Annotated in this window: 22 protein-coding genes, 1 tRNA gene and 1 riboswitch; of the genes, 12 read left to right on the forward strand and 11 right to left on the reverse strand. The window is 63.3% G+C overall.

Annotation, left to right across the window (positions count from 1 at the left end; translation table 11 throughout):
• Positions 1–214 precede the first annotated feature (214 nt).
• Complete coding sequence (gene hemA / locus NKH78_RS16655) at positions 215–1,492, forward strand: 5-aminolevulinate synthase (protein WP_254816350.1); 1,278 nt, start codon at positions 215–217, stop codon at positions 1,490–1,492.
• 36 nt (positions 1,493–1,528) lie between these two features.
• Here the strand turns inward: hemA and NKH78_RS16660 are convergent, their stop codons facing one another.
• Complete coding sequence (locus NKH78_RS16660) at positions 1,529–2,695, reverse strand: pyridoxal phosphate-dependent aminotransferase (protein WP_352506201.1); 1,167 nt, start codon at positions 2,693–2,695, stop codon at positions 1,529–1,531.
• Positions 2,696–2,807: 112 nt separating this feature from the next.
• Positions 2,808–3,230 (reverse strand): large conductance mechanosensitive channel protein MscL, encoded by a 423-nt coding sequence (mscL, locus tag NKH78_RS16665; RefSeq protein ID WP_352506200.1) that lies wholly within the window; start codon positions 3,228–3,230, stop codon positions 2,808–2,810.
• A 233-nt stretch (positions 3,231–3,463) separates the two neighbouring features.
• Between mscL and NKH78_RS16670 the strand changes: the two genes are divergently transcribed.
• The gene (locus NKH78_RS16670) at positions 3,464–6,952 is read left to right on the forward strand and encodes a PAS domain-containing hybrid sensor histidine kinase/response regulator (protein WP_352738477.1); all 3,489 of its coding nucleotides are present in this window, start codon (positions 3,464–3,466) and stop codon (positions 6,950–6,952) included.
• 3 nt (positions 6,953–6,955) lie between these two features.
• Here the strand turns inward: NKH78_RS16670 and NKH78_RS16675 are convergent, their stop codons facing one another.
• Together NKH78_RS16675 and NKH78_RS16680 are read right to left on the reverse strand one after the other, a co-directional pair.
• Complete coding sequence (locus tag NKH78_RS16675) at positions 6,956–7,609, reverse strand: response regulator transcription factor (RefSeq protein WP_352738446.1); 654 nt, start codon at positions 7,607–7,609, stop codon at positions 6,956–6,958.
• Positions 7,610–7,736: 127 nt separating this feature from the next.
• Positions 7,737–8,168, reverse strand: coding sequence for a hypothetical protein (locus tag NKH78_RS16680; RefSeq protein ID WP_352738444.1), 432 nt, complete (start codon positions 8,166–8,168; stop codon positions 7,737–7,739).
• Between the two features lie 126 nt (positions 8,169–8,294).
• Between NKH78_RS16680 and NKH78_RS16685 the strand changes: the two genes are divergently transcribed.
• Together NKH78_RS16685 and NKH78_RS16690 are read left to right on the forward strand one after the other, a co-directional pair.
• On the forward strand, positions 8,295–8,645 hold the full coding sequence (locus NKH78_RS16685) for a DUF952 domain-containing protein (RefSeq protein WP_352883326.1): 351 nt from the start codon (positions 8,295–8,297) through the stop codon (positions 8,643–8,645).
• Positions 8,642–9,718 (forward strand): quinone-dependent dihydroorotate dehydrogenase, encoded by a 1,077-nt coding sequence (locus NKH78_RS16690; RefSeq protein WP_352702269.1) that lies wholly within the window; start codon positions 8,642–8,644, stop codon positions 9,716–9,718. The genes NKH78_RS16685 and NKH78_RS16690 overlap by 4 nt, the downstream gene beginning before the upstream one ends.
• A gap of 3 nt (positions 9,719–9,721) precedes the next feature.
• Here NKH78_RS16690 and NKH78_RS16695 read toward each other — a convergent pair whose 3' ends face one another.
• Entirely contained in the window at positions 9,722–11,146 is a 1,425-nt protein-coding gene (locus NKH78_RS16695) for an MATE family efflux transporter (RefSeq protein ID WP_352702541.1), read from the reverse strand.
• A 50-nt stretch (positions 11,147–11,196) separates the two neighbouring features.
• Here NKH78_RS16695 and NKH78_RS16700 point away from each other — a divergent pair, with 50 nt between their 5' ends.
• A complete protein-coding gene (locus NKH78_RS16700) occupies positions 11,197–12,099 on the forward strand; it encodes a histone deacetylase family protein (RefSeq protein ID WP_352738441.1) in 903 nt (300 codons plus the stop codon).
• A 62-nt stretch (positions 12,100–12,161) separates the two neighbouring features.
• Here the strand turns inward: NKH78_RS16700 and NKH78_RS16705 are convergent, their stop codons facing one another.
• Positions 12,162–12,425, reverse strand: coding sequence for a DUF6460 domain-containing protein (locus NKH78_RS16705; RefSeq protein ID WP_352475918.1), 264 nt, complete (start codon positions 12,423–12,425; stop codon positions 12,162–12,164).
• Positions 12,426–12,557: 132 nt separating this feature from the next.
• On the opposite strand from NKH78_RS16705, the gene NKH78_RS16710 reads away from it, so the two are divergent.
• Positions 12,558–12,631, forward strand: a tRNA-Gly gene (locus NKH78_RS16710).
• 315 nt (positions 12,632–12,946) lie between these two features.
• On the opposite strand, the gene NKH78_RS16715 is transcribed toward NKH78_RS16710, so the two are convergent.
• On the reverse strand, positions 12,947–13,936 hold the full coding sequence (locus tag NKH78_RS16715) for a LysR family transcriptional regulator (RefSeq protein WP_352482475.1): 990 nt from the start codon (positions 13,934–13,936) through the stop codon (positions 12,947–12,949).
• Positions 13,937–14,252: 316 nt separating this feature from the next.
• On the opposite strand from NKH78_RS16715, the gene chvE reads away from it, so the two are divergent.
• The 4 genes from chvE (at position 14,253) to araD1 (ending at position 19,414) form a co-directional block, all read left to right on the forward strand.
• Complete coding sequence (gene chvE / locus NKH78_RS16720) at positions 14,253–15,317, forward strand: multiple monosaccharide ABC transporter substrate-binding protein (RefSeq protein ID WP_023719486.1); 1,065 nt, start codon at positions 14,253–14,255, stop codon at positions 15,315–15,317.
• Between the two features lie 99 nt (positions 15,318–15,416).
• Positions 15,417–16,949: a multiple monosaccharide ABC transporter ATP-binding protein gene (mmsA, locus tag NKH78_RS16725; RefSeq protein ID WP_352883328.1), complete on the forward strand. Its 1,533-nt coding sequence runs from the start codon at positions 15,417–15,419 to the stop codon at positions 16,947–16,949.
• Positions 16,946–18,238, forward strand: coding sequence for a multiple monosaccharide ABC transporter permease (mmsB, locus tag NKH78_RS16730; protein WP_352738436.1), 1,293 nt, complete (start codon positions 16,946–16,948; stop codon positions 18,236–18,238). Before mmsA ends, mmsB begins: the two co-directional genes overlap by 4 nt.
• 183 nt (positions 18,239–18,421) lie before the next feature.
• Positions 18,422–19,414, forward strand: coding sequence for an AraD1 family protein (gene araD1 / locus NKH78_RS16735; RefSeq protein WP_023719489.1), 993 nt, complete (start codon positions 18,422–18,424; stop codon positions 19,412–19,414).
• 55 nt (positions 19,415–19,469) lie between these two features.
• Here the strand turns inward: araD1 and NKH78_RS16740 are convergent, their stop codons facing one another.
• Positions 19,470–20,564, reverse strand: a complete 1,095-nt coding sequence (locus NKH78_RS16740) for a 2'-deoxycytidine 5'-triphosphate deaminase (RefSeq protein ID WP_352738435.1) — start codon at positions 20,562–20,564, stop codon at positions 19,470–19,472.
• Positions 20,565–20,699: 135 nt separating this feature from the next.
• A riboswitch (SAM riboswitch) is annotated at positions 20,700–20,777 on the forward strand.
• Between the two features lie 70 nt (positions 20,778–20,847).
• On the opposite strand from NKH78_RS16740, the gene NKH78_RS16745 reads away from it, so the two are divergent.
• Entirely contained in the window at positions 20,848–22,038 is a 1,191-nt protein-coding gene (locus NKH78_RS16745; protein ID WP_254816333.1) for an O-succinylhomoserine sulfhydrylase, read from the forward strand.
• A 35-nt stretch (positions 22,039–22,073) separates the two neighbouring features.
• Here NKH78_RS16745 and NKH78_RS16750 read toward each other — a convergent pair whose 3' ends face one another.
• Entirely contained in the window at positions 22,074–23,228 is a 1,155-nt protein-coding gene (locus NKH78_RS16750) for a ceramide glucosyltransferase (protein ID WP_352777891.1), read from the reverse strand.
• A gap of 228 nt (positions 23,229–23,456) precedes the next feature.
• Here NKH78_RS16750 and apaG point away from each other — a divergent pair, with 228 nt between their 5' ends.
• Positions 23,457–23,849: a Co2+/Mg2+ efflux facilitator ApaG/CorD gene (gene apaG / locus NKH78_RS16755; protein ID WP_254816331.1), complete on the forward strand. Its 393-nt coding sequence runs from the start codon at positions 23,457–23,459 to the stop codon at positions 23,847–23,849.
• A 6-nt stretch (positions 23,850–23,855) separates the two neighbouring features.
• Here apaG and NKH78_RS16760 read toward each other — a convergent pair whose 3' ends face one another.
• Together NKH78_RS16760 and argF are read right to left on the reverse strand one after the other, a co-directional pair.
• Positions 23,856–24,866 carry an Hsp33 family molecular chaperone gene (locus tag NKH78_RS16760; RefSeq protein WP_352738432.1) on the reverse strand — a complete coding sequence of 337 codons (1,011 nt, stop codon included), beginning with the start codon at positions 24,864–24,866 and terminating at the stop codon, positions 23,856–23,858.
• A gap of 147 nt (positions 24,867–25,013) precedes the next feature.
• On the reverse strand, positions 25,014–25,925 hold the full coding sequence (gene argF / locus NKH78_RS16765) for an ornithine carbamoyltransferase (protein WP_254816329.1): 912 nt from the start codon (positions 25,923–25,925) through the stop codon (positions 25,014–25,016).
• Positions 25,926–25,930 lie beyond the last annotated feature (5 nt).

Genomic DNA, 25,930 nt, shown 5'->3' on the forward strand with positions numbered 1-25,930 from the left:
CTGGAAAACCTGCCGCCGAGCCATTAGAACCTGCGGTAACCGGTCTCATCGGCGCGTGGCATTGTCCTGAAACAAGATTGATCCACATCAAGGGAATAGGCCACGTTCCGTGGTCGTTAGGAACAGGCTCGGGGCGTGGCATTTTGACCAAAAAGGCCAAGTGGACGACGAATGGGCCAATGACTATGATCGCGCGCAAAATTGGGAAGGCGACATGAACTACCAGCGGTTTTTCGAGGAAGCGATCGACCAGCTCCATGCAGAGCGTCGCTACCGCGTCTTCGCCGACCTTGAGCGTATCGTCGGGAAATTCCCGCGCGCCATCTGGCGCGCCAATGGCCGCGCCGAGGAAATCACCGTCTGGTGCTCCAACGACTATCTCGGCATGGGCCAGCATCCCGACGTCATTGCCGCGTTCCAGAAGGCGGCAGGCAAGATGGGGTCGGGCGCCGGCGGCACCCGCAACATCTCCGGCACCAGCAACCCGCTGGTCGAGCTCGAACTGGAGCTTGCCGACCTGCACGACAAGGAAGCGGCACTGGTTTTCACCTCCGGCTTCGTTTCAAACGAGGCGTCGATCTCGACCATTGCAAAGCTGCTTCCCAATTGCCTGATCATCTCGGACGAGCTCAACCACGCTTCGATGATCGAGGGCGTGCGGCGCTCGGGCGCCGAGAAGAAGATCTTCCGCCATAATGACGTGGCACATCTCGAAAGCCTGCTGCAGACGGCTGGCCGCGAGCGCGCCAAGCTGATCGTCTTCGAGAGCGTCTATTCGATGGACGGCGACATCGCGCCGATCAAGCAGATCGTCGAACTCGCCGAGCGTTACAACGCCATGACCTACATCGACGAGGTCCACGCCGTCGGCATGTACGGGCCGCGCGGCGGCGGCATCACCGAGCGCGAAGGGCTGGCCGACCGCATCGACATCATCGAGGGCACGCTGGCCAAGGCGTTCGGCACGCTTGGCGGCTACATCGCCGGCAACACTGCGGTGATCGACGCGGTGCGCTCCTATGCGCCGGGCTTCATCTTCACCACGGCGTTGCCGCCAGCGATCGCTGCAGCGGCAACCACCTCGATCCGCCATCTCAAGCGTTCGCAGGCCGAGCGCGACGCGCAGCTACGTCAGGCGACACGGACCAAGCAAGTGCTGGCCGCAGCCGGCCTGCCGGTGATGGAATCGCCTACCCACATCGTGCCGCTTCTGGTCGGCGATCCCGAGCTCTGCAAGATGGCCAGCGACCGCCTGCTCGGTGTGCACGGCATCTATATCCAGCCGATCAACTACCCGACAGTGCCGCGCGGCACCGAGCGGCTGCGCATCACGCCTACACCGTTCCATTCGGACGCGCTGATTGCCTCCCTGCAGGACGCGCTGGTCGAGACATGGGACGCGTTGGGGATTCCCTACGGTTCGGCCGGCCGGCCTTCAGTAGCCAAGAGCGACCGCGTCATTCCGTTGCTGGTGCCGAAGTCGGGCGGGTGAAGCCCGTTTGAAACTCTACTCAGGCTTTGAGGCAGCTCACACACTCGTCATCCATTTCGCCAGCCGGTGCGCGGCTTCTTCGAGCTGGTCGAGGCGGCGGTGGAAGCACAGCCTGAGGAAGGCTTCGCCGCCGGGGCCGAAGGCGGTGCCGGGGGCCAGGCCGACATTGGCGCGGTCGACCATGTCGAAGGCGGCGGCGCGGGAATCGGTGACGCCGTCGACCGCGAAGAACAGATAGAATGCGCCCTGCGGCACGGTGAAGCGCGCCCGGCCGGTTTCGGCAAGAATACCGCAGACCAGGTCGCGCGCCGCCCTCGCCCGCTCCACCTGCTCGACGATGAAGGCATCGCCCTCATCCAGCGCAACGACGGCCCCGCGCTGCATGAACTGGGCAACGCCGGAAGTCGAATACTGGACCAGGTTTTCGAACACCTGCTGCAAGGTGGGATGGATCTTGATCCAGCCGATGCGCCAGCCGGTCATCGCCCAGTTCTTGGAAAAAGAATTGACGAACAGAATGCGGTCCTCATCGGCCATGATGTCGATGAACGACGGCGCGCGGCCGTGGCCGTAATGAAACAGCGAGTAGATCTCGTCGGCGATAATCCACAGACCCCTTTGGCGGGCAAGATCGAGGATCGCCTGCAACGTTTCCTTGTCGGCAGTCCAGCCGGTCGGGTTGGACGGCGTGTTGACGAACAGCGCCTTGGTCCGTGGCGTGATCGCCGCTGCGATCTTGTCGACATCGCAGGACCAGCCATTGCCCGACTGATCGAGCGTCACCGCGACTGGCACGGCGCCGGCTACCCCGGCGGCGGCGGCGAAGTTCGGCCATGCCGGCGACAGGTAGACGAGTTCGTCGCCCTTGCCGGCCACCGCGTCGATGGCCAGCTGGATGGCATGCATGCCGGAGCCGGTGACGATGAATTCTTCGTTGGCGAAAGTCTTGCCGAAATGCCTGGTGTAGTAGCGGGCGAGCGCCTGCCTGAGTTCGGGAATGCCTCTCTGCCAGGTATAGAAGGTTTCGCCGCCGGCGAGTGCCTTGGCGGCGGCATCGGTGATGAAGGCGGGCGTCGGCAGGTCACCCTCGCCGGCCCAGAGCGGGATCATGCCGTCGCGGCCGCGGCCACGGTTCATGACGGCGACAATGCCGCTTTCAGGCGCCGCCCGAGCCTCGGCGCGCAAGGTATCGATCAAGGTCATGGATAGGTCCGTTTTCGTTTGCTCGACTGCTAGCGTGTTTCAGGGCGGGCGAAAACAGAAAACCCCGGCCGCAAGCGACCAGGGTTTTGGTCCAGAGAGGTTCTCGCAAGTGCTATTTTCTGGCGAGGAGATCGCGAATTTCGGTGAGCAGCGCGACGTCGGCTGGCGGCGGAGCGGCCGGGGCAGCCGGTTTTTCGCGCTCCAGCCGCTGGCGCAGATTGTTCACCGCTTTGATCATCAGGAAGATGATGAAAGCGAGGATAAGGAAGTTCAGCGCCACGGTGATGAAGCTGCCATAGGCGAAGACAGCGCCCTGTTTCTTCGCATCGGCCAGTGAGGTTGCATTCACCGCGGAAGACAGGGGTATGAAGTAGTTGTTGAAGTCCAGTCCTCCGAAGATCGCGCCAACAATAGGCATGATGATGTCGTCGACCAGCGAGGTGACGATCTTGCCGAAGGCAGCGCCAATGATGACGGCGACGGCCAGGTCCATCACATTGCCCCTGGAAATGAATTCCTGAAACTCTTTCAGCATTCGACTCCTCCTTGTCCTGACCGGCCGTTCTGCCGTCCGCTCCTCGGCATTGACCGGCCAGCAGAATAGCAAAAACCTGCGGTTGCAACAGGAGCAAAAGCTGGTTTCAGCCGGTCACGATTGCCTGACGCAGCCGCTATAATACGCCGAAAGCCGCGATGGACTCGATCGCCAAGCTGTGATTGCGTCAGCAAGGCCGGATGAAAAGCCGGCGCAGGGAGGAAGTTCGAGGCGTGCAGGGCTGGTTCATCGTCATCATCGCGATCGCCTATGTGACGTTGCTGTTTGCCATCGCCAGCCTGGGCGACCGGCGCTCGACTTCATCCGGCCCCGGCCGCGCCCGGCCCTTCATCTATGCGCTCAGCCTTGCCATCTACTGCACCTCCTGGACCTTCTTCGGCTCGGTCGGGCTGTCCTCCGAGCGCGGCCTCGAGTTCCTCGGCATCTATATCGGACCGGTGCTGGTGTTTGTGTTCGGCTTTCCGCTGCTGCAGCGCATTGTCAGGCTGGCCAAGACCGAGAAGATCACCTCGATCGCCGACTTTCTCGGCGCCCGCTACGGCAAGAGTTTTGCCGTCGCGGCGATCGCCACACTGATTGCGACCATCGGCGCGGTGCCCTATATGGCGCTGCAATTGAAGGCAATCTCCGGCTCGGTCAGCCTGATGGTCGAGCACTATACCGGCGCGCCGCCCTCCTTCGATCCGTTCGTCAGCGACATCTCGCTGGTCGTGGCCATGCTGCTGGCGCTGTTCGCGGTGCTGTTCGGCACGCGCCATGCCGACGCCACCGAACACCAGGACGGGCTGGTGCTGGCTGTGGCAGTCGAAACGGTGGTCAAGCTCGCCGCCTTCCTGGCGATCGGCCTGATGGTCACGTTCCTGATCTTCGGCGGGCCAGGCGACACGTTCGACCGGCTCGCCGAAAACACGCAGGTGCGCCAGGCGATGGGCTACAACACCTCGCTCGCTACCTGGCTGGTGCTGACATGCCTGAGCGGCTTTGCCATCCTCATGTTGCCGCGCCAGTTCTACGTCACCATCGTCGAAAACCGCAGCGAGGCCGAGCTGCGCACCGCGACATGGGTGTTTCCGCTCTATCTGGTGGCGATCAACCTGTTCGTGCTGCCGATCGCGCTGGCCGGCCTGGAACTGGTCGGCACGAGAACCAGCAGCGATCTCTATGTGCTGTCGCTGCCGCTGTTCAGCGGCCACGACGTGCTGGCCATGGCCGCCTTCATCGGCGGCCTGTCGGCGGCGACCGCAATGGTGATCGTCGAAAGCGTCGCGCTGTCGATCATGATCTCCAACGATCTGGTCATTCCTCTGTTCGTGAGGCGATTGCTGCGGACAACGACCTCCGAGAACGAGGACTGGTCGACGCTCATCTTGAATGTGCGGCGGGCGGCGATCTTCATCATGCTGTTTATCGCCTTCCTCTACTACCGCGAGAGCACCAACAACGCGCGACTGTCCTCGATCGGCCTGATGTCGTTCGCCGCGATCGCGCAGTTCGCGCCGGCAATGATCGGCGGCCTGGTCTGGCGCGGCGCCAACGGCCGGGGTGCCGCACTGGGCATGGTCGCCGGCATCGTCGTCTGGAGCTACACGCTGCTGCTTCCCTCGCTCGTCGCGCCCGATACCGGCATCCTCGTCCACGGCCTGTTCGGCTTAGAGGTGTTGCGGCCGCAAGCTCTGTTCGGCACCGTCGCCGAGCCGCTGAACCATGGCGTGCTGTGGAGCCTGTCGATCAACACGCTGTTTTTTGTGTTCGGCTCGCTGTCGCGGGCGTCGGTGCCACTGGAGCGCATCCAGGCGTCGATCTTCGTGCCGCGCGAGGCGGGGCCGCTGCCGAGCCTGCGCCGCTTCCGCACCACCATCACCGTCAACGACCTCAAGGACACGATCGCGCGCTATCTTGGTGTCGAACGGACCGAGCGGTCCTTCCAGTCATTCGAAAAGAGCAGCGGCACTTCACTGCACGGCAACGAGCAGGCCAGCATGGATGTCATCCGCTTCTCCGAGCAGCTTCTGGCCAGTGCCGTCGGCTCCTCTTCGGCGCGGCTGATCCTGTCGCTGCTGCTGCGCCGCAACGACCGCGAATCCAAGGACGCCTTCCGCCTGCTCGACGACGCCACAGAGGCGCTGCAGCACAATCGGGACCTGCTGCAGATCGCGCTCGACCAGATGGAACAGGGCATCACTGTCTTCGACCGGGATTTTCGGTTGATCTGCTGGAACCGCCAGTACCGGGCGCTGTTCGACCTGCCCGACGAGATGGGCCAGGTCGGCGTCTCACTCGATCGTATCCTGCGCCACCTTGCCGAGCGCGGCGATATACCGGCAGATCAACGCGTTACCATGCTGAACCGCCTGACCAGCTTCGTCAGCCCCTGGCAGATGGAGCTGAAGACCAGCGGGCGCATTCTCGAATTGCGCTCCAACCCGATGCCGGACGGCGGCATCGTCGCCACCTACGCTGACATTTCCGGACGCGTCGAGCAGGATCTGGCGCTCAAGCGCGCCAACGAATCCCTGGAACAGCGGGTGAAGAGCCGCACCGCCGAGCTCACCCGCGTCAACGAGGAGCTGGCGCAGGCGCAGATGCTGGCCGAGGAGGCCAATCTCGGCAAGACCCGCTTCCTCGCTGCCGCCGGCCATGACATCTTGCAGCCGCTGAACGCCGCCCGCCTCTATTGCTCGTCGCTGATCGAGAAGACCGGCAAGGGGCCCGCCGGCAAGGCGGCGATGAACATCGAATCGTCGCTGGAATCGGTCGAGACCATCCTCGGCGCGGTGCTCGACATTTCGCGCCTCGATGCCGGCGCGATGAAGCCGGACGATACGACCTTCGGCCTCGACGGGCTGCTGCGCCAGATCGGCAACGACTTCCGGCCGCTTGCCGCCGAAAAGAAGCTCGAGCTCTCGATCATGCCGTCGTCGCTCAGCGTGATGACGGACCGCAATCTGCTGCGCCGCCTGATCCAGAACCTGGTCTCCAACGCCATCAAGTATACGCGCCGTGGCCGTATCCTGGTCGGCGTGCGGCGGCGCGGCGAACTGGCCGAGATCCAGGTGATCGACACCGGCATCGGCATTGCCGGCGACAAGCTGAACACCGTGTTTCGCGAATTCACCCGGCTGGACGAAGGCGCACGCGAGGCGGAAGGCCTTGGCCTTGGGCTCTCCATTGTCGACCGCATCGCCCGCGTCCTGCGCCTCGAAATCCGGATCTTTTCCAACCCCGGCAAGGGCACACGCTTTTCCGTGCTGCTGCCTGTGGCGGCCGTGCAGGCGCCGCGACGCGAGGCGGAGGCGAAGCCGCCTGCCCGTGCCGCGGCCTCGCTTGCCGGGCTCAATGTGCTCTGCATCGACAACGACGCCCGCATCCTCGACGGCATGCGGCTCCTGCTCGAGGGCTGGGGCTGCAGCGTCGACACGCTTTCCGGCGCGGAGGATCTCGACAGGTCCGGCATGCATCGGCCGGACATCGTGCTTGCCGACTATCATCTCGACAACAGGACCGGCCTCGAATTGATCGCCCAGTTGCGTGCGATCCATGGCGAGGACCTGCCGGCCGTGCTGGTCACCGCCGACCGCTCCAGCGAAGTTCGCGCCGCCGCCGGCAGGCTCGACGTGCCGGTGATCAGCAAACCGCTAAAACCGGCGGTGCTGCGCTCGATGATGGCCAGGGTCAGGCCGCTGGCGCCGGCGGCCGAATAGGGATCAGCCGGCCGTCTGCAGCGGGTCGCTGCCTATTTTTGACAAAAGGATGACCGCCTGGGTGCGGCTGTCGACGCCGAGCTTCTGCAGGATAGCCGAGACATGCGCTTTGATCGTCGCTTCGGAGACCCCGAGCTCATAGGCGATCTGCTTGTTGAGCAGTCCTTCTGCCACCATGCCGAGCACGCGCGTCTGCTGGGGCGTCAGCGCCTGCAGCCGCTTGATCAGGTCGGAAATCTCGGGATCGCGCTCGACGCCGAGATCGACCCCGGCGGGCGCCGCGATATCACCTGCGAGCACCGACTGCACCGCATTGCGGATCTCCTCCATGCTGGCCGATTTGGAGATGAAGCCGGAGGCGCCGAGATCGAGCGCGCGCCGGATCGTCACCGGATCGTCATGCGCCGAGACCACCATCATTGGCACCGCCGGATGGATGCCGCGCAACGAAATCAGGCCGGAAAGACCGCTTGCCCCCGGCATCGAGAGATCGAGCAGCACCAGATCGACATCCTCATTGGCCAGGACCAGCGCCTTGGCGCTTTCGAAATCGCCGGCCTCGTGAATGGCGGCAACGTCTCCGATGCCCGCGAGTGCCTCCCTCAATGCACCGCGAAAAAGCGGATGATCGTCGGCAATGACGAATGTGTAGCCCAACGGTGATTCCCTCCCCGAATCCCGTTGGCGATTTTCCGCCTTGCAGGATCTGAACGATCATAACGCCATGCCTGCTGTTCGGCGTGGCCGGCTTGCTATTCCCGCCCCAGGTCTTGTTGCGAATTGCCTAGGTCTTTTGCGAATTGGGCTTGGCGCCGTCTTCGTCCTTGTCCATGTCCTTGACGATGTCCATAAAGCTACGCAGGAAGCGCTCCATGTAGCCCATCGTCTTGTTGAAATCCTCCTCGCTGGGCAAAGTCGATTCGAGACGTGCGGCAAGCGAATTTTCGAGCTTGGCGACGCGTTCGTCGAGCGCCTTCACCGAATTTTGCAGCCGGTCGACCTCATCCTGGAAGGCGGCACGTTCGTCGGCCGCCGTCTTGCAGACAAGCTGACCGGAGCGCTCCTCGCAGAGCGACATGGCGCCGGTTTGCGTATCCATGCGGACATAGCCATTGGCCGATTTTTCCAACCGGTAGCGATCGGCTTCCTCGGAAAAGGCCGACGCCGCTGTAAGCGAGACCAGTGCTGCGGGGATCAAAACGTGTTTCAGACGCATGTTTTCCTCCATGAGCCAGTCAGCGCAATCTATCACAGTTTGCGCCTGAAATGGGGACGAACCTGAAATGGGGAAGAACACGGGCCTGCCCTTCCCCGCGTGGTCGGTTCGGACTATAGCGCAACCATGTCCGAGATCATCTACAAGATAGTTCCCGAGGCGCTTTGGCGCGAGGCCGAAAGGGAAGGCCGCTTCACCGGCGCGCCGATCGACGTCGCCGACGGTTTCATCCATTTTTCCACCGCCGGGCAGGTTCGGGAAACGGCGGCCAAACATTTCGCCGGCCACGGCGGGTTGCTGCTGGTCGCCGTCGACGGCGCGCACCTTGGCGATGCGCTGAAATATGAAGTCTCGCGCGGCGGCGCCTTGTTCCCGCATCTTTACGACGCGCTCAGCCTCGATGCGGTCGTTTCGGTGCAGGCATTGCCGCTCGGCGCCCACGGCCGGCATGAATTCCCGGCGCTGGAGGCCGAATGAGCGCGTTCGACCGGATCGGCCAAAAACTGCTGTTCACGCTCGATCCGGAAACCGCGCATGGGCTGTCGATTGCCGCGCTGAGATGCGGCCTGCCGGTCGCCGGGCGCCCTTTGCGAGACGACAGGTTGAAGACACGCATCTGCGGGCTCGATTTTCCGAACCCGCTCGGCATGGCCGCGGGTTACGACAAGAATGCCGAAGTGCCGGACGCGCTGCTCGGCCTCGGCTTCGGCTTCGCCGAGGTCGGCACGATCACGCCGCTGCCGCAGACGGGCAATCCGAAGCCGCGCATCTTCCGGCTGCCTTCGGACGGGGCAGTGATCAACCGGCTGGGCTTCAACAATGAAGGCCACGCCGCCGCGGAAAAGCGTCTTGCTGCCCGCAAGGGCCGCGCCGGCGTCGTCGGCGTCAACATCGGCGCCAACAAGGACAGCGCCGACCGCGTCGGCGACTATGAGCGCGGCGTGATCAGGTTTGCGCGATACGCCGGCTATCTGACGATCAACATCTCCTCGCCAAACACGCCGGGCCTGCGCAACATGCAGGCGCGCGAACAGCTTGGTGAACTCCTGTCGCGGGTCATGGCCGCGCCTGCGGCGGCACCGGCAAAGCCGCCCGTCTTTCTCAAGATCGCGCCGGACCTGGTCGAGGCCGAACTGGAGGACATCGCCGCCGAGATCACCGACAAGCAAATGGACGGCGTCATCGTCTCCAACACCACGATCGCGCGAGCCGGCCTGCGCAGCGCCGGCCTTGCCGGCGAGACTGGCGGGCTTTCGGGAAAACCCTTGTTCGAGCGCTCGACCATCGTGCTGGCAAGGATGCGAAAACTACTTGGCCCGGATCCCGCCATCATCGGCGTCGGCGGCGTCGATTCCGCCGAGACGGCGCTGGAAAAGATCCGTGCCGGCGCCGATCTCGTCCAGCTCTATACCGGCATGATCTATGCCGGGCCTGCGCTGCCGGGGCGTATTCTTTCCGGCATGGTCCGTTTCATGGACAGTCAAGGGCTGAAGTCGCTGCGCGAGCTTCGCGACAGCCGCCTCGATCACTGGGCGACGAAACCGCTTTAGCGATCAGTTAAAGGCCGTGCGCACCCGCAGCCGCAATATAGTGAGCAGGCTGAAGCCGCGTACCAGCAGGAACACGTGCAGCGCCGCCCACAGGCCGTGATTGCCGAACGCCGGCGCCAGGATCAGCAACGCGGCGCTGAAAGCCAGGAACGACACCAGCATCATGTTGCGCATGTCGCGCGACCATGTCGCGCCGATGAAAACACCGTCCATCTCGAAAGCCAGCACGCCGCTGAGTGCGGTGAATGCCGCCCATGGCAAGTAGATGTCGGCGACGGCGCGGACGTCTGTCGAGGTCGTGATCAGGGCGACCAGACCGGTGCCTTCCAGCAGGAGCACGAGCGTCGCCACGCCTGCCAGGCCGAGCCCCCAAAGCAGCGTCAGCCGCACCGCCTGGTCAAACGCCGTGGCGGCACGGGCGCCGATGGCGCGCCCGGCCAGTTGTTCGGCGGCGGTGGCGAAACCGTCGAGGAAATAGCCGGCAACCAGGAAGAGGTTCATCAGCACGGCGTTGGCGGCCAGCGTCAGCGTGCCGAATTGCGCGCCTTGGCGCGTGAACAGCGCGAAGGCGGCGAGCAGTGAGAAGGAGCGGATCATGATATCGCGATTGAGCGACATCATGCGCAGGAATGCCGGCAAATCGAGGACGCTATGGCGCGGCAGCCTGGGTGCGGCCCAGAAGCGCCGGCCGACGATGGCGAGACCAAGCAGCATGGCGACGAACTCGCCGGTGAGCGTCGCCCAGGCGACGCCGGCAACGCCCCAGCCAAGCTCCAGGGCGAGCAGGAAGCAGAGCGCGATATTGATGCCGTTCAGCACCAGCTGCAGCATCAGCCCGAGCCCGCCCTCGCCGCGCCCCAGCACATAACCAAGGATGGCGTAATTGATAAGCGAGAACGGTGCTGCGAGCATCCTGATGCGGATATAGACGTCCATCGCCGCGCCGACGCGCGGCTCGGCGCCGATGAACCATTGCCCGGCAGCCGAAACCAGGGGCGCAAGTGCGGTAAACACGATGCCGGCGACGACCGCGATCAGCACGGCGCGCCAGAACACCGCCTGCTCCTCCAGTGCATCGCCGCGCCCGAAGGCCTGGGCGACGAGGCCGGTGGTGCCGGAGCGCAGGAAGTTGAAGGTGGTGAAAACGACGTCGAAGATCAGGGCGCCGGCCGCCAGGCCGCCGAGAAGGGCGGCGTCGCCGAACTGTCCGACCACCGCCGTGTCGACAATTCCGAGCAACGGCGTCGTCAGATAGGCAAGCGTCATCGGCACGGCGATGGCGAGCACCGAACGGTTGGTGACGACGAAAGCCCTGGCTTCGGTGACGTGGGCTTCGGTGGGTAAAGCCTGCTCCAAACGCGTGTCGCTTCCTGTTGCGGCTTGATCGGCTAGCCGATGTGCCCCAGTTTGCGGACCTCGCGCAACCATCCATCCCGGCATGGTCAACCGAAACCCGCCTCTGGCGCACCGGCCGTCCCATGTCCTTGCAGATCGTTCATCATCCCGATTACGACGCCGGTTTCGCCGTCAACCACCGCTTCCCGATGAGCAAATATCCGCTGCTGATGGACGCCTTGCGGGCACGCGGCCTGGCGCGGCCCGAAGCGCTCAACATACCAGCGGTGGCGCGGCCATCATGGCTGAAGCTTGCCCACGCGGCAGACTATGTCGACCAGGTGCTTGCCTGCGACGTGCCGGTGAGGATCGAGCGCGAGATCGGCTTTCCCGTGGGACCGCGGGTTTCGCTGAGGGCGCAGCTCGCAACGGCCGGCACGGTGATGGCGGCGCGGCTGGCTTTGCTGAACGGAATCGCTTGCAACACGGCCGGCGGCAGTCATCACGCGCGGCGCGCGCAAGGCGCCGGCTTCTGCACCTTCAACGACGTGGCGGTTGCCGCGCTGGTGCTGCTCGCCGAAGGTGCCGCCCAAAACATCCTGGTCGTCGACCTCGACGTGCATCAGGGCGACGGCACGGCGGATATCCTGAACGACGAGCCGCGCGTGTTTACCTTCTCCATGCATGGCGACCGCAACTACCCCGCGCGCAAGATCGCCTCCAACCTCGACGTCGCCCTGCCCGACGGCACCGGCGATGCAGCCTATCTGGAGCGGCTGGGCGCCATCCTGCCGGAGCTGTCGGCGCGAAAGCGCTGGGATCTCGTCTTCTACAATGCCGGCGTCGATGTCCATGCCGAGGACCGGCTCGGCAGGCTGGCGCTGTCGAATGACGGGCTGCGCGCCCGCGACGATATGGTGATCCGCCATTTCCGCACGCTAGGCGTCCCGGTGTGCGGCGTTATCGGCGGCGGCTATTCGACGGATGTCGCAGCACTTGCCGCACGCCACGCCATCCTGTTCGAGGTGGCTGCGGGCTACGCGTGAAAGGCTGTTTGTTTGAGCATGATCTTTTCCGAAAGCCGGTTCCCACTTTTTGGGATCATGCTCTACTTCCTGAAATTGGCGATCCTGAGCAGGATGAAGGCCGGCACGACGATCGCGGCACCGAGCAGGATGTAGCCGAGGAAGCGGTCGATGGCGTGGAAGCCCAAATTCCACAGGTCGATGAAGAATTTGCGGATGCCGTAGAGCACGTCCATCGGCGACCAGCCGAAGGCGTTCATGACCAGGCCGACGAGGAACGACACCACAAGCAGCTTCAAGATCACCCGGAGCGGCGTATCGCCGAGAAAGCGGTTCAGTGCGGACAAGGCCTGTCTCCACAGTCGGGTGCCGCGATTCGGGCACATGCCCAGAAATACGCAGTTGACCGCCCGGCATCAAGCCGAGCCCTCAAACCGGATTGCGCATCGGCGCCGGGCCATGATATCGGAGGAACCAGCGCGGGTATGATGTAATGGTAGCTTGTCAGCTTCCCAAGCTGAACGCGCGGGTTCGATTCCCGCTACCCGCTCCAGCTTTTGCCACACGGGTTGCGCCTGAGTTGGCGATGTTGAAAACTTGCGGCTTTACAGGCAGTTTTACAGCTCGGCTGGCCATCCTTCATCTGTTTGGCCGATGTGCCAGTTCGTCGAATATCTCACATTGAGGGTCGGCGGGGCCTCGAATGACCCCAACCGGAATGTCTACCCTTGGCCCGCTGGCTTCTGCTGGCGGGCTTTTTTTGAGCATCACGCAGCAGTTGTAGCCGACTTGCATCGGCGCCGCTGCTGGTGGGCCTGTCTGGTCGTCTGGCCGGCCACGGGATGCGCCCAGCTACCCGCTCCAATCCTCAGCCCACCTCCCGCAAAATAAAATCGTGCAGCATCTTGGCCGCCGGCGACAGCGCGCGGTTCTTTACCGTGATCAGGCTGTAGGGCCTGACCTCGATGTCGAACTCGGTCTGGACGACGTCGATGGCGCCGTCGAGCCCTTCGGGGTTCTGAATGAACTTCGCGACCTGGATCGACACCGGCGCGATCGCGTCGGATTGCGCGACCATGACCAGAGTCAGTAACAGCGAGCTGGTGTTGAGGATGCGATCCGGCAGCGCTATGTTGCGGTTCAAAAAGTTGCTTTCCATGGCTTGGCGCAGCGGCGAGCCGCCCGACTGGAAAACCCAGTCATAGGCGGCGGTGTCTTCCAACCGCACTGCCTTGCCCTTGGTCAGCGGGTGGCCGCGGCGCACGATCAGGCAGGCCTTCTCGACGCCGATGACGCGGGCCTCGAACAGCCGCGGATTGAGGTCGTCGGGGATGCGGGCGATGATGAAATCGTGCCGAGAGGCGATCAGCTCGCGCGCCAGCACGTTCGAGGTCTCGACCTGCATGGTGATTTCGATGCGCGGATAGAGGCGCCGGATCTCGCGGATCGCCGGCACCGCCAGCTCGATCGCCGGTGCCGTGACCGCGCCCAGGAACACCGAGCCGCCCTTGCCCGCCTTGAGCTCGAAGATCTCGCGGTCGACCTCGCGCATCTCGAGCAGGATCGACCGCGCGCGCCGTGCCAACGCCTTGCCATAGGGCGTCAGCGTGATGCCACGCGGCAGCCTTTCGCAGAGCTTGACGTCGAGCACCGCCTCCATCTCGGCGATCATGCGCGAAGCCGCCGGCTGCGAGATGTTCATGACCTGGGCCGCGGCACTCACCCGGCCGTGCTCGTCGAGGGCTGCGATCATACGCATGTGACGCAGGCTCAAGCCGCTGCGCAGCAGGGTTCCGCCATCGCGCGGAATCTCATCGTAACCGGCTGATATTCCACCAGGATTTCGCAGCGCCGCCATGATTTTTCCCTACTCCTACGCCCGGCGCCCCAGCTGGATCCGGCAGCGTCGTCACTAGCCTAAGCCATATCAGTCGCGATATAGCAACCATCAAAGATCGCATTTGACAGTTATGGCAAAGCGACACACCCTTCGCGCGTCCTGAGACTTGACGGTCGGTGACGAGGGAAAACTCGTATCGATTGAACCAGAGTTTCGGGGCCGATTGGGAGGATACCGGAGATCGATTGACGGCAGCGGCGCGTTTGGCGCTCCTGCACGATTGCGCGGCCCACGAAACCCAAGGGTACGCGTCCATCAACCAGGGAGAGTTAATGTGAAGATTATCAAGACACTGGCCGCCGTCGCGGCCCTAGGCATCGCGGCTATGACGCTGCCGGCGCAGGCGGGCGAAGGCCTGGTCGGCGTGCTGATGCCCACCAAGACCTCGCAGCGCTGGATCAACGATGGCGACGCCGTCAAGTCCCAGCTCGAGGCTCTGGGCTACACTGTCGACCTGCAATACGCGCAGGACGACATTCCGAACCAGCTCAGCCAGCTGGAAAACGAAATCACCAAGGGCCCGAAGGCGCTGATCATCGCTTCGATCGACGGCACCACGATGGGCGATGCGCTGCAGAAGGCGAATGACGCAGGCGTCGTCGTCGTCGCTTACGACCGCCTGATCAAGAAGACGCCAAATGTCGATTACTACACCACCTTCGACAATTTCGGCGTCGGCGTCATCCAGGCAAAATCGCTGCTCAAGGGCCTCGGCTATCCCGAGAAGAAGGGTCCGTTCAATATCGAGCTGTTCGGCGGTTCGCCGGACGACAACAATGCGTTCTTCTTCTATAACGGCGCCATGTCGGTTCTTCAGCCGCTGATCGACGACAAGACCCTCGTCGTGAAGTCCGGCCAGATGGGCATGGACAAGGTCGGCACGCTGCGCTGGCTGGCGGCAACCGCCCAGGCCCGCATGGACAATCTGCTCTCCGCCAACTACTCGGACGGCAGCCGCGTCGATGGCGTGCTCTCGCCCTATGACGGCCTGTCGCGCGGCATCATCGCTTCGCTGCGTGCCGTAGGCTACGGCACTGCCGATCAGCCATGGCCGATCGTCACCGGACAGGACGCCGAGACCGCTTCGGTCAAGGCGATCATTGCCGGCGAACAGTATTCGACCGTGTTCAAGGACACCCGCGAACTCGCCAAGGCGACGGTCGAACTCGTCGACAAGGTGCTCTCGGGCGGCAAGCCGGAAGGCCTCGACACCACGACCTACAACAACGACGTCAAGGTCGTTCCCTCGATCCTGTTGACGCCGCATGACGTCGACAAGTCGAACTACCAGGCGCTGGTGGTCGACTCCGGCTACATCAAGGCCGAAGAACTGAAGTAATCGCGGTTACAAAGCCTGGGGTCCTGCGCAGGCAGGGCCCCTTTTCGTTGGCGAGCCAGCCCGGTATTGTTTGCGGACCTCGCAGGAGTGGTATTCTCAATGGCATCGACGATTTTGGAGATGCGCGACATCACCAAGACGTTTCCAGGCGTCAAGGCGCTGTCGAACGTCAAGCTCATGGTCGAGGAAGGCGAGATCCATGCCGTGGTCGGCGAGAACGGCGCCGGCAAGTCGACGCTGATGAAGGTGCTGTCGGGTGTGTATCCGTCCGGCACCTATGACGGCCAGATCATCTATCGCGGCGATGAGTGCCATTTTAAAGGCATCCATGACAGCGAGCGCAAGGGCATCGTCATCATCCACCAGGAGCTTGCGCTGGTGCCGATGCTGTCTATCGCCGAAAACATATTTCTCGGCAACGAGCAGGCCAAATACGGCGTCATCGACTGGAATGCCAACGAGACGCGCACCAGCGCCCTGCTCAAGAAGGTCGGCCTCAAGGAAGACCCCAACACGCTGATCACCAATATCGGCGTCGGCAAGCAGCAGCTGGTCGAGATCGCCAAGGCGCTCAGCAAGGAAGTGAAGCTGCTCATTCTGGACGAGCCGACGGCGAGCCTGTCCGAAAAGGACAGCCAGGCGCTGCTCGATCTGCTGCTCGAATTCAAGCGGCAGGGCATCACTTCGATCCTGATCTCCCACAAGCTCAACGAGGTGAACCGGGTCGCCGACAAGGTCACGATCATCCGTGACGGCCGGACCATCGAGACGTTGGCCAAGAAGGACATCTCGGAGGACCGCATCATCACGTCGATGGTCGGCCGTTCGCTCGACGACCGCTACCCGCCGCGAGAGCCGAAGATCGGTGAGACCGTTCTCGAAGTGAAAAACTGGTCGGTCTACCATCCCATCCATGCCGAGCGGCAGGTCATCAAGGGCATCAACCTCAACGCCCGCAAGGGCGAGGTGGTCGGCATTGCCGGGCTGATGGGCGCCGGCCGGACCGAGTTTGCCATGAGCCTGTTCGGCCGGTCCTATGGCCGTCGCATCACGGGCGAGGTGTTCCTTAACGGCAAGCCAATCGATGTCTCTTCGGTGAGCAAGGCGGTGGAACACGGCATCGCCTATGTTACGGAGGACCGCAAGACCTACGGTCTCAACTTGATCGACCATATCAAGCATAACATCACGCTGGCCAACCTGCCCGGCGTCTCGCGCCATGGCGTGATCGAGGATTTGCGCGAGCTTTCCGTCGCCAACGATTATCGCGGCAGGACCAATATCCGCGCCTCAAGCGTCTACCAGATGACCGGCAACCTTTCTGGCGGCAATCAGCAGAAGGTGGTGCTGTCGAAATGGCTGTTCGCCAATCCGGAAGTGCTGATCCTCGACGAGCCGACACGCGGTATCGATGTCGGCGCCAAATATGAAATCTATACGATCATCGCGCGTCTCGCCTCCGAGGGTAAGGCAATCATCGTCATCTCGTCGGAAATGCCCGAACTGCTCGGCATCACCGACCGCATCTACGTCATGAACGAAGGACGCATCGTCGGCGAAATGGCGGCGAGCGACGCCAGCCAGGAAAAGATCATGCGCGCCATCGTCCGTGGAGAAGGGAAAGCATCATGAGCACCGAAAGCGCTCCCGGGCCGCAAACCGGCGTCGCCCAGGATATACAACAGGCACCTCGCATTGCCGTCTCGGCGCTGGTCACCAATCTGCGCGAATACGGGTTGGTGCTGGCGTTGATCGCAATCATGGTGTTCTTCCAGTTCACCACGTCCGGAACGCTGTTCAAGCCGGTGAACCTCAGCAATCTCGTGCAGCAGAACAGCTTCATCATCGTGATGGCGCTGGGCATGCTTCTGGTGATCGTTTCGGGCCATATCGATCTCAGCGTCGGCTCAGTCGCCGGCTTCATCGGCGCACTGGCGGCGATGATGATGGTTATCTGGCCGCTTGGCCCATTGAGCAATCCGCTGGTGGTGTCGATCATCTGCCTGATCGTGGGTGGCGCGATCGGCGCGGCACAAGGCTACTGGATTGCCTATCACCGAATACCGAGCTTTATCGTCACGTTGGCGGGCATGCTGATCTTCCGCGGCATCTGTCAGGCGCTGCTGGGTGGCGGGTCTTCCGTGGGGCCGCTTCCAGTCGGCTTCAAGGCGCTGAGTTCCGGCTTCATTCCGGACCTGATCGGCCCATTGACGCTGATACCACCGACCGTGAACGCCGCCGGCAAAACCATTGTCGGCAGCGGCCTGACGCTGCACCTGACGACTATCGTGATCGGCCTCGCCGCCGTGCTCGCCTATGGCTATTTCGGGCTCAGGGCGCGGCGCACCCGCGAGCGGCATGGCTACGAAGCCGAGCCTTTCTCGCTGTTCGTCGTCAAGACCCTGGTGATCAGCGCGCTGGCACTGTTTCTGGTCTACCAATTCGCCACCTATAGGGGCCTGCCCATCGTTCTCATGGTGATGGGCGTGCTGATCGCGTTGTTCGTCTTCGTTACCAAACGCATGACGATCGGACGCCGCATCTATGCGATGGGCGGCAATGCCAAGGCAGCCCAGCTATCGGGCATCAAGACCGAACGGCTGACGTTGATGGTGTTCATCAACATGGGCGTGCTGTCGGCACTCGGCGGCCTGATTATCGCGGCGCGCCTGGGGCAGGCGGTGCCGGCGGCGGGCCTCGGCAGCGAACTCGACGTCATCGCCGCGGTGTTCATTGGTGGCGCTTCGGCGATGGGCGGCGTCGGCCAGGTCATCGGCGCGGTGGTCGGCGGTTTCATTATGGGCGTCATGAACAACGGCATGTCGATCATGGGCGTCAATGTCGACTGGCAGCAGGTGGTCAAAGGCCTGGTGCTGCTCGGCGCCGTCGTCTTCGACGTCTACAACAAGAACAAGGCTTGAGAGGCAACCAGGAGGCATACGGGTCACATCGCGGCGCTGCCGGGCGGCGCGAAGAAGTCCCCCGAGGGACCTGACCCGCGAGCGCAATCCGGACGAAGAATTTCAACCGCGGCGTGGACAGGGTCTGAGCCGCGCCGGGCAGGGTTTGCCAAGAAGGCAGGCCGCAATTCAGAGAGGGTTACCATGCTGATCTCCCAGATCCTCGACGACGCCGAGACGATCCGCGTCGTTGCCCGCAACGGCGGCAAGACCCGCGTCATCAACGGGGCCCGCAGCGTCTATTCGCTGGCGATGGAAGCCGCGCGCACCGGCACCGGGCTTGTCGCCCTGATCGAGCGCAAGGGCTTCGGCGAAACCGTCGATCTCGATGCAGCCTACAAGAAGGGTCGGCTGCTGTCGCCGATCAACCATCCCGATCCGGCGCATCTCCATCTCACCGGCACCGGGCTGACGCATCTCGGCTCCGCCGCGACCCGCGATTCCATGCACAAGAAGCTCAGCGATGGCGGCGAGGAACAGCTGACCGATTCCATGAAGATGTTCCGCATGGGGCTGGAGGGCGGCAAGCCGGCGAAGGGCCAGATCGGCGTGCAGCCCGAATGGTTCTACAAGGGCAACGGTACCATGGCAGTGGCGCCCGGCGCGGCGCTCATGTCGCCCGCCTTCGCCCAGGATGCCGGCGAGGAGCCGGAAATCGCCGGAATCTATGTGATCGGCGACGACGGCGCCCCGTTCCGCGTCGGCTTCACGCTGTCGAACGAGTTTTCCGACCACGTCACCGAGCGCGTGAATTATCTCTTCCTCGCCCATTCGAAACTGCGCAACGCCTCGTTCGGGCCGGAGATCCTGATCGGCGACCTGCCGTCCGACATTCGCGGCGCTTCACGCATCCTGCGCCACGGCAAGCTGCTTTGGGAAAAGCCGTTCCTGTCGGGCGAGGCGAACATGTCGCACACCATTGGCAATCTCGAGCATCACCACTTCAAATACTCGGCCTTCCGCCAGCCGGGCGACGTGCATGTGCACATGTTCGGCACGGCGACGCTGTCCTTCGCCGACGGCATCAGGACCGAGGCCGGTGACGTATTCGAAATCGAGGCGCAGGATTTCGGCCTGCCGCTGCGCAACCCGCTTGAAATCGAGCAGCCGGTGAAGGTGGCGGTGAAGGCGCTTTGAGGCGTCGATGACAGCGTGATCTCCCCCCTCGTGGGGGAGATTGGCAGTTCCAAACTCATCGCGCGGCGCGGAAATGCTTGGACAGTTTCAGGCCCTGCGCCTGATAGTTCGAGCCGAGATCTGTGCCGTAGAGTGCCTGCGGCCGTTTCAGCATATGCTCGTAGACCAACCGTCCGACGATCTGGCCGTGGTCGAGGATGAACGGCACTTCGTGGCTACGCACCTCGAGCACCGCCCGGCTGCCGGTGCCGCCCGACGCCGAATGGCCGAAACCCGGGTCGAAGAAACCGGCATAATGGACGCGGAACTCGCCGACCAGCGGGTCGAAAGGCGTCATTTCGGCGGCGTAGAGTGGCGGCACATGCACCGCCTCGCGCGACACCAGAATATAGAATTCGTCCGGATCGAGCACCAGCTCGCCGGCACCGCTCTTGTAGAGCGGCTCCCAGAAATCGACGACATCCTGCGCGGCGCGCTTGTCGACGTCGACCAGGCCGGTGTGGTGCTTGCCGCGATAGCCGACCAGCCCGTCCTTGTCGCCGTCGAGATCGATCGACAGCGCGATTCCCCCGCCTGAGATGTTGGGTGGTTCGGTGGCGACCAACATTTCGGCGCGGTGCAACTCGTGCAGCTCGCTTTCCGACAAGAGCGCATTGCCGGTGCGGAACCTGATCTGCGACAGCCGCGAGCCGGTCCGCACGATGATCGGGAAAGTGCGCGGGCTGACCTCCAGATAGAGCGGGCCTTCATAGCCGGCGGCGATCTTGTCGAACTCGTGGCCACGGTCGGTCATTACCCGGGTGAAGATATCGAGCCGTCCAGTCGAGCTTTTCGGGTTGGCGGAGGCGGAAATATGGGCGGGCAGCGCCAGGCTTTCGAGCAGCGGCACGATGTAGACGCAGCCGGTTTCCAGCACCGCACCTTCGGCGAGGTTGATCTCGTGCAGCTTCAGCCGGTTGAGCTTGTCGACAACCCTGTGGTCCGGGCCGGGCAAGAAGGAAGCACGCACTCGCCATGCCTTGTCGCCGAGCCTGAGGTCAAGGCTGGCCGGCTGGATCTGATCGGCATCGAGCATGCGCGGCGATTTCAGCGCGCCCGTCTGGAACAGCTCGGAAATATGCTGATCGGGAAGAATGCCTGTCTGCCGCAAGGGTCTGGCTCCGTTCGAAGGCCGGGCGAGGTCTTGTTCTGTCGCAGGTCCGACCGTGGACGCCTTTGGCACCTGCTTGGTACAACCCTCTTAATCATGCCGGCAATTGACGCAAGCGTGGCGCGGGTCTAAAGCTCGTTATCCCGTGGTGATTTGGCCGGTCGGCTTGCAGCCACGTTAAACAAGTCGCTAAAGGACCGTCGGGCCGCAAGGCCATATGGACCGGTTGCGACTTTCGCGGCCGGTTTTTTGTTGTTTGGACCAATTTTGGTGTTTGGATGGAATGATGACCAAGAAGCGCGATTGGAAGCCTCAGACCGCACTCGTGCATGCCGGGACGCTGCGTTCCGGCTTCGGCGAGACCTCCGAGGCGATGTATCTCACCCAAGGCTATGTCTACGAGACGGCGCAAGCGGCGGAGGCCCGCTTCAAGGGCGAGGAGCCGGGCTTCATCTATTCGCGCTATGCCAATCCGACGGTCGACATGTTTGAGAAACGCATGTGCGCGCTGGAAGGAGCCGAGGACGCGCGCGCCACGGCATCCGGCATGGCGGCGGTGACGGCAGCACTGCTGTGTAGCGCCAAGGCGGGCGACCATATCGTGGCGGCGCGCGCGCTGTTCGGCTCCTGCCGCTGGGTGATCGAGACGCTGGCGCCGAAATACGGCATTGAGGCAACGCTGGTCGACGGCACCGACATCGCCAATTGGGAAAAGGCGGTCAAGCCAAACACCAAACTGTTTTTCCTGGAAAGCCCTACCAATCCAACGCTAGAGGTAGTCGACATTGCCGCCGTGGCGGCACTTGCCAATTCGATCGGCGCCAGGCTGATCGTCGATAATGTCTTCGCTACGCCCTTGCAGCAGAAACCCCTGCAGCTCGGCGCCCACATCGTCGTCTATTCGGCCACGAAGCATATTGACGGCCAGGGGCGTTGTCTTGGCGGCATCGTTCTGTCGGACAAGAAATGGATCGACGAGAACCTGCATGACTATTTCCGCCACACCGGCCCCAGCCTCTCGCCCTTCAATGCCTGGACGCTGCTGAAAGGCCTGGAGACGCTGCCGCTACGCGTACGCCAGCAGACGGAAAGTGCCGGCCGCATCGCGGATTTCCTGGCCGAGCGCCCGCAAATCGCCCGCGTCATCTATCCCGGCCGCGCCGACCACCCGCAAGCGGCCGTGGTCAAGAAGCAGATGTCGGGCGGCTCGACGCTGATTTGCTTCGATGTGAAGGGCGGCAAGCAGGCGGCCTTTGCCTTCCAGAACACACTCGACGTCGTGCTGATTTCCAACAATCTCGGCGACGCCAAGAGCCTGATCACCCATCCGGCGACGACCACACACAAGAACTTGACTGATGAAGCCCGCGCCGAGCTCGGCATCGGACCGGGAACGCTCAGGCTGTCGGTCGGCCTTGAGGACGCCGACGACCTGCTCGAAGACATCGAGCAGGCACTGAGAGTTGCCGGATAAGGGCTGGCCGAACAGAGGCAGCGGGGACGTGCCGATCAGGCGCCGGACGGGGTCTCTTCCAGCTCCGCGACAGTCTTCGTCTGGATAGTCATCACGTTGCCGCGCCAGTCGATGGCGCCGCTCAGCCATCCGCGCGCCCAAACGACGGGAAGCATCAGGTCTCGTGCCATCATCGCCGGGATCGTGCGCGGCGACAGGTGCCATCCCTTGGTCGAGGCCAAGGCGCATTCCGGCAGGTAGGCCGCGACCAGCACGGCGATGGCGGTTGCCGGCAGGCTGACGCCGGCGTCAGCCGCGGCGATCAGTGCAAGCACTAGCGGCGGTGCCGCGCCGATCAGGATTTCGGGGGCAAAGAACAGTGCAAAGGTGACGCGGCGCAGCCGCGCCCAGCGCGCCTGCCGCGACCAGATCTCGCCAAGCGTGCGCCGGCCGAGCGGCTGTTCGAAGGGAGAGGCGACAAGATTGACTCGCAGTCCGAGCCCGTTGACCAGCTTGGTCGCGGCGGCGTCCTCGGCGATCTCGGCGGCAAGCGCGCGGATGCCGCCATTGGCATCGAGCATCGGCTTGTTCCACAACATGCTCTTGCCCTGGGCGAAGCCGAGGCCGAGCGCCTCTCCAGCGTACTGCCAGCGTGCCTGCAGCGTGTTGAGAAAGGCGCATTCGACCTCCCCCCAGAACCCGTCCGGCCGCGAGCCGATTGGCGTCGAGCAGACGAGGCCGGTGTCATGCCGCCACGCCGCCATCAGGTGCTGGACGTAGTCGCTCGACATAAGCACATTGGAATCGGCAAGGATGACCCAGCGATAACGCGCCGCCTCCCAACCCTTCACGCAATTGTTGAGTTTTGGATTGCCGCTGATGCGGTCGTCACCGACCAGAAGGCGGGCGCGAATAGCTGGAAAGCGCGCCATTGCGGCAGTGATCGGCTTGACCACCGGGTCGTCGGCATGGGCGACACAGAAGATGAGTTCGTAGCGCGGCCAGTCGAGTGAGAAGGCGCGCTCCAGCGTCTCTTCGGCAAACGGCTCGACGCCGCGCGCCGGGATGACGATCGATACCGGCGGCGCGTTGGCCGCGGGCGGCGCAATACTGGCTGGTCGCTTCAGCTTCTGCGAAGCTAACAGGATGCTGGCGAGATTTGAAAGAAGGAGGGCTATGGAAAGGAGGGCGGCTGCGAATGTCGGTTCCATCGAGATCTGGTCACTCCAGAAATGCCGGCCGCATGACAGCCGTTTTCAACAATTCGACAGAACGCTGAGTCGTCCGGCACAAGCCTGCACACCATCATTGTCATGTGTCACTCAAATGACATTGTTTTTCGGCACCTGCGCTTGAGATCGGGCAAGAAGATGCTGCGCATCGTTGACCAAACTGCGCTGAGCATCGAAAGTTCCATCTACATTGCTTTGGAGCAGTTTATGTACAGCGCCGTCACCCGCAACATCGAAGTGCAGGTCAGGCCGTTCTATCTGGAGGATCACTCCGATCCGCCGCAAAACCGCTATGTCTGGGGCTACCAGGTGACCATCGACAATCAGTCGGATGAGTTCGTGCAGCTTCTGTCACGCTACTGGCACATTACCGACGGTACCGGCAAAGTCGAGGAAGTGCGCGGCCCCGGGGTCGTCGGCGAGCAACCCGGACTCAACCCCGGCGACAGCTATCAGTATACGTCTGGATGCCCGCTCTCGACCCCGTCCGGCATCATGGTCGGGCACTACACAATGCGCAACAAGCGGGGCGAGACGTTCGACGTCGCCATCCCCGCCTTCTCGCTCGATTTGCCGGGCACGCGGCGCACCGTCAATTGACCGCCGTCATCCAGCCGCTGCAAACTCCGCCGGGTCGAAGTCATATCGCTTCGAGCAGAATTCGCAGGCGACGTGAATGCTGCCATCCTCGGTGCTGTCTCTGATCTCCTCGGCGGAAAAGCCTTCGAGAATGCCGCGGATCTTCTCCCTCGAGCATGAGCACTGGTCGGCGACCGGCACGCCGCCGAACACGCGGACGCCATGCTCGTGGAAAAGCCGGTAAAGCAGCCGTTCGGCGCCGATCGTCGGATCGATCAGCTCGGTCGGTTCAATAGTACCAAGCAGCGCCAGCAGCTCCTGCCAGGAATTGTCGGTCGGGTCGTGGATTTCCTCACGCGGATCGCCGTCGCCCCCGGGAAGGTCGGGTACGCGCATACGCTCCGCCGACTGCGGCAGGAATTGTGCCAGCAGGCCACCGGCCCGCCATTGCTCGCGGGCACCGCCGACGCCGGGCGTCAGAAGCTTGGCAACCGAAAGGCGGAGGTCGGTCGGAATCTGCTCCGACTGGCGGAAATAGGTGCGTGCGGCATCTTCAAGTGTGACGCCGTCGAGCTGGACGATGCCCTGGTAGCGCTGCGTGTGAGCGCCCTGGTCGATGGTCAGCGCCAGGACACCGCTGCCGATCAGCGTCTGCGGTGACGTCTCGCCGGCCGAAGTCAAAGCCTGCAGCCGGTCGGCATCGAAGCGGGCATAAGCGCGCAGCGCGTGCGGCGTGGAGAAATCGGCGACCAGCATGTCGACCGGCCCATCGGTGCGGGTCTGCAGAATGAACTTGCCCTCGAATTTCAGCGAAGTTCCGAGCAGTACCGTCAGCACACAGGCTTCGGCCAGGAGCCGGGCGACCGGCTCGGGATAGTCGTGGCGGCTGAGAATGGCGTCGAGCATCGGCCCGAGCTGGACGGTGCGCCCGCGCACGTCGAGCGGGCCGACCTCGAACGGCACGACATGATCATCGCCGGCGTAGCCGAATTCGCCGAGCTTGGGTTTATGTTCAGCCAATTGATGAGTTTCCAACATGACAAAGCTCCGGGGCGCGGCGATGCCGCCCTCCGGGGCGCATGCGACGAGACGCGCTCGATTTGCGTGATGCGCCTGAGATAGGCACCACCCACTCCCGGATCAAGGCGGCGCAGATCAGGCCGGCCCGGATCATCGCGGCCCGTATCAAGCGCCCAGGCACCAGGCCAGGACCGCCTTCTGGGCATGGAGCCGGTTCTCGGCCTCATCGAACACCACAGAATGCGGTCCGTCGATGACCTCGTCGGTAACCTCCTCACCGCGATGTGCCGGCAGACAGTGCATGAACAGCGCGTCCGGCTTGGCTTTCGCCATCAGTGCCGCATTGACCTGATAGGGCAGGAAGACATTGTGGCCGCGGGCACGGTGCTCCTGGCCCATTGACACCCAGCAGTCGGTGACGATGCAGTCGGCCTCGTGAACGGCCTCCTCGGGCGAGCGGGTGAATTTCAGCTTGCCGCCATTGGCTTTCGACCAGTCGACATGCTTCTGAGCCGGTTCGCTGCCCTCGGGCACGGCGACGTTCAGCTTGAAATGGAACCGCGCAGATGCCTCCAGGAGCGAATGCAGCACGTTGTTGCCGTCGCCGGTCCAGGCGATCGTCTTGCCGGCCACCGGACCGCGGTGCTCTTCGAAGGTCATGATGTCGGCCATCAGCTGGCAGGGATGGGTCTCGTCGGTCAGCCCGTTGATGACGGGGACCGTAGCGTTTTCCGTCAGTTCCAGCAGCCGGTCATGCGAGGTGGTGCGGATCATGATGGCATCGACATAGCGCGACAGCACCTTGGCCGTGTCGGCAATGGTCTCCGAGCGGCCAAGCTGCATCTCGGTGCCGGTCAGCATGATCGTCTCGCCACCCAACTGCCGCATGCCGACGTCGAACGATACGCGCGTGCGCGTCGACGGCTTGTCGAAGATCATCGCCAGCACCTTGCCTTCGAGCGGCTTGCTGCGTTCTCCGGCCTTGAGCCTTGCCTTTCGCACAGCTGCGTCGTCGAGCATGAAGCGCAGATCGCCTTCGGAAACGGCAGAAAGATCGGTAAAATGGCGAAGGGACATCAGGA

Origin of the sequence: Mesorhizobium sp. M0910 (assembly GCF_040319465.1) — a bacterium.
Classification (GTDB): domain Bacteria; phylum Pseudomonadota; class Alphaproteobacteria; order Rhizobiales; family Rhizobiaceae; genus Mesorhizobium.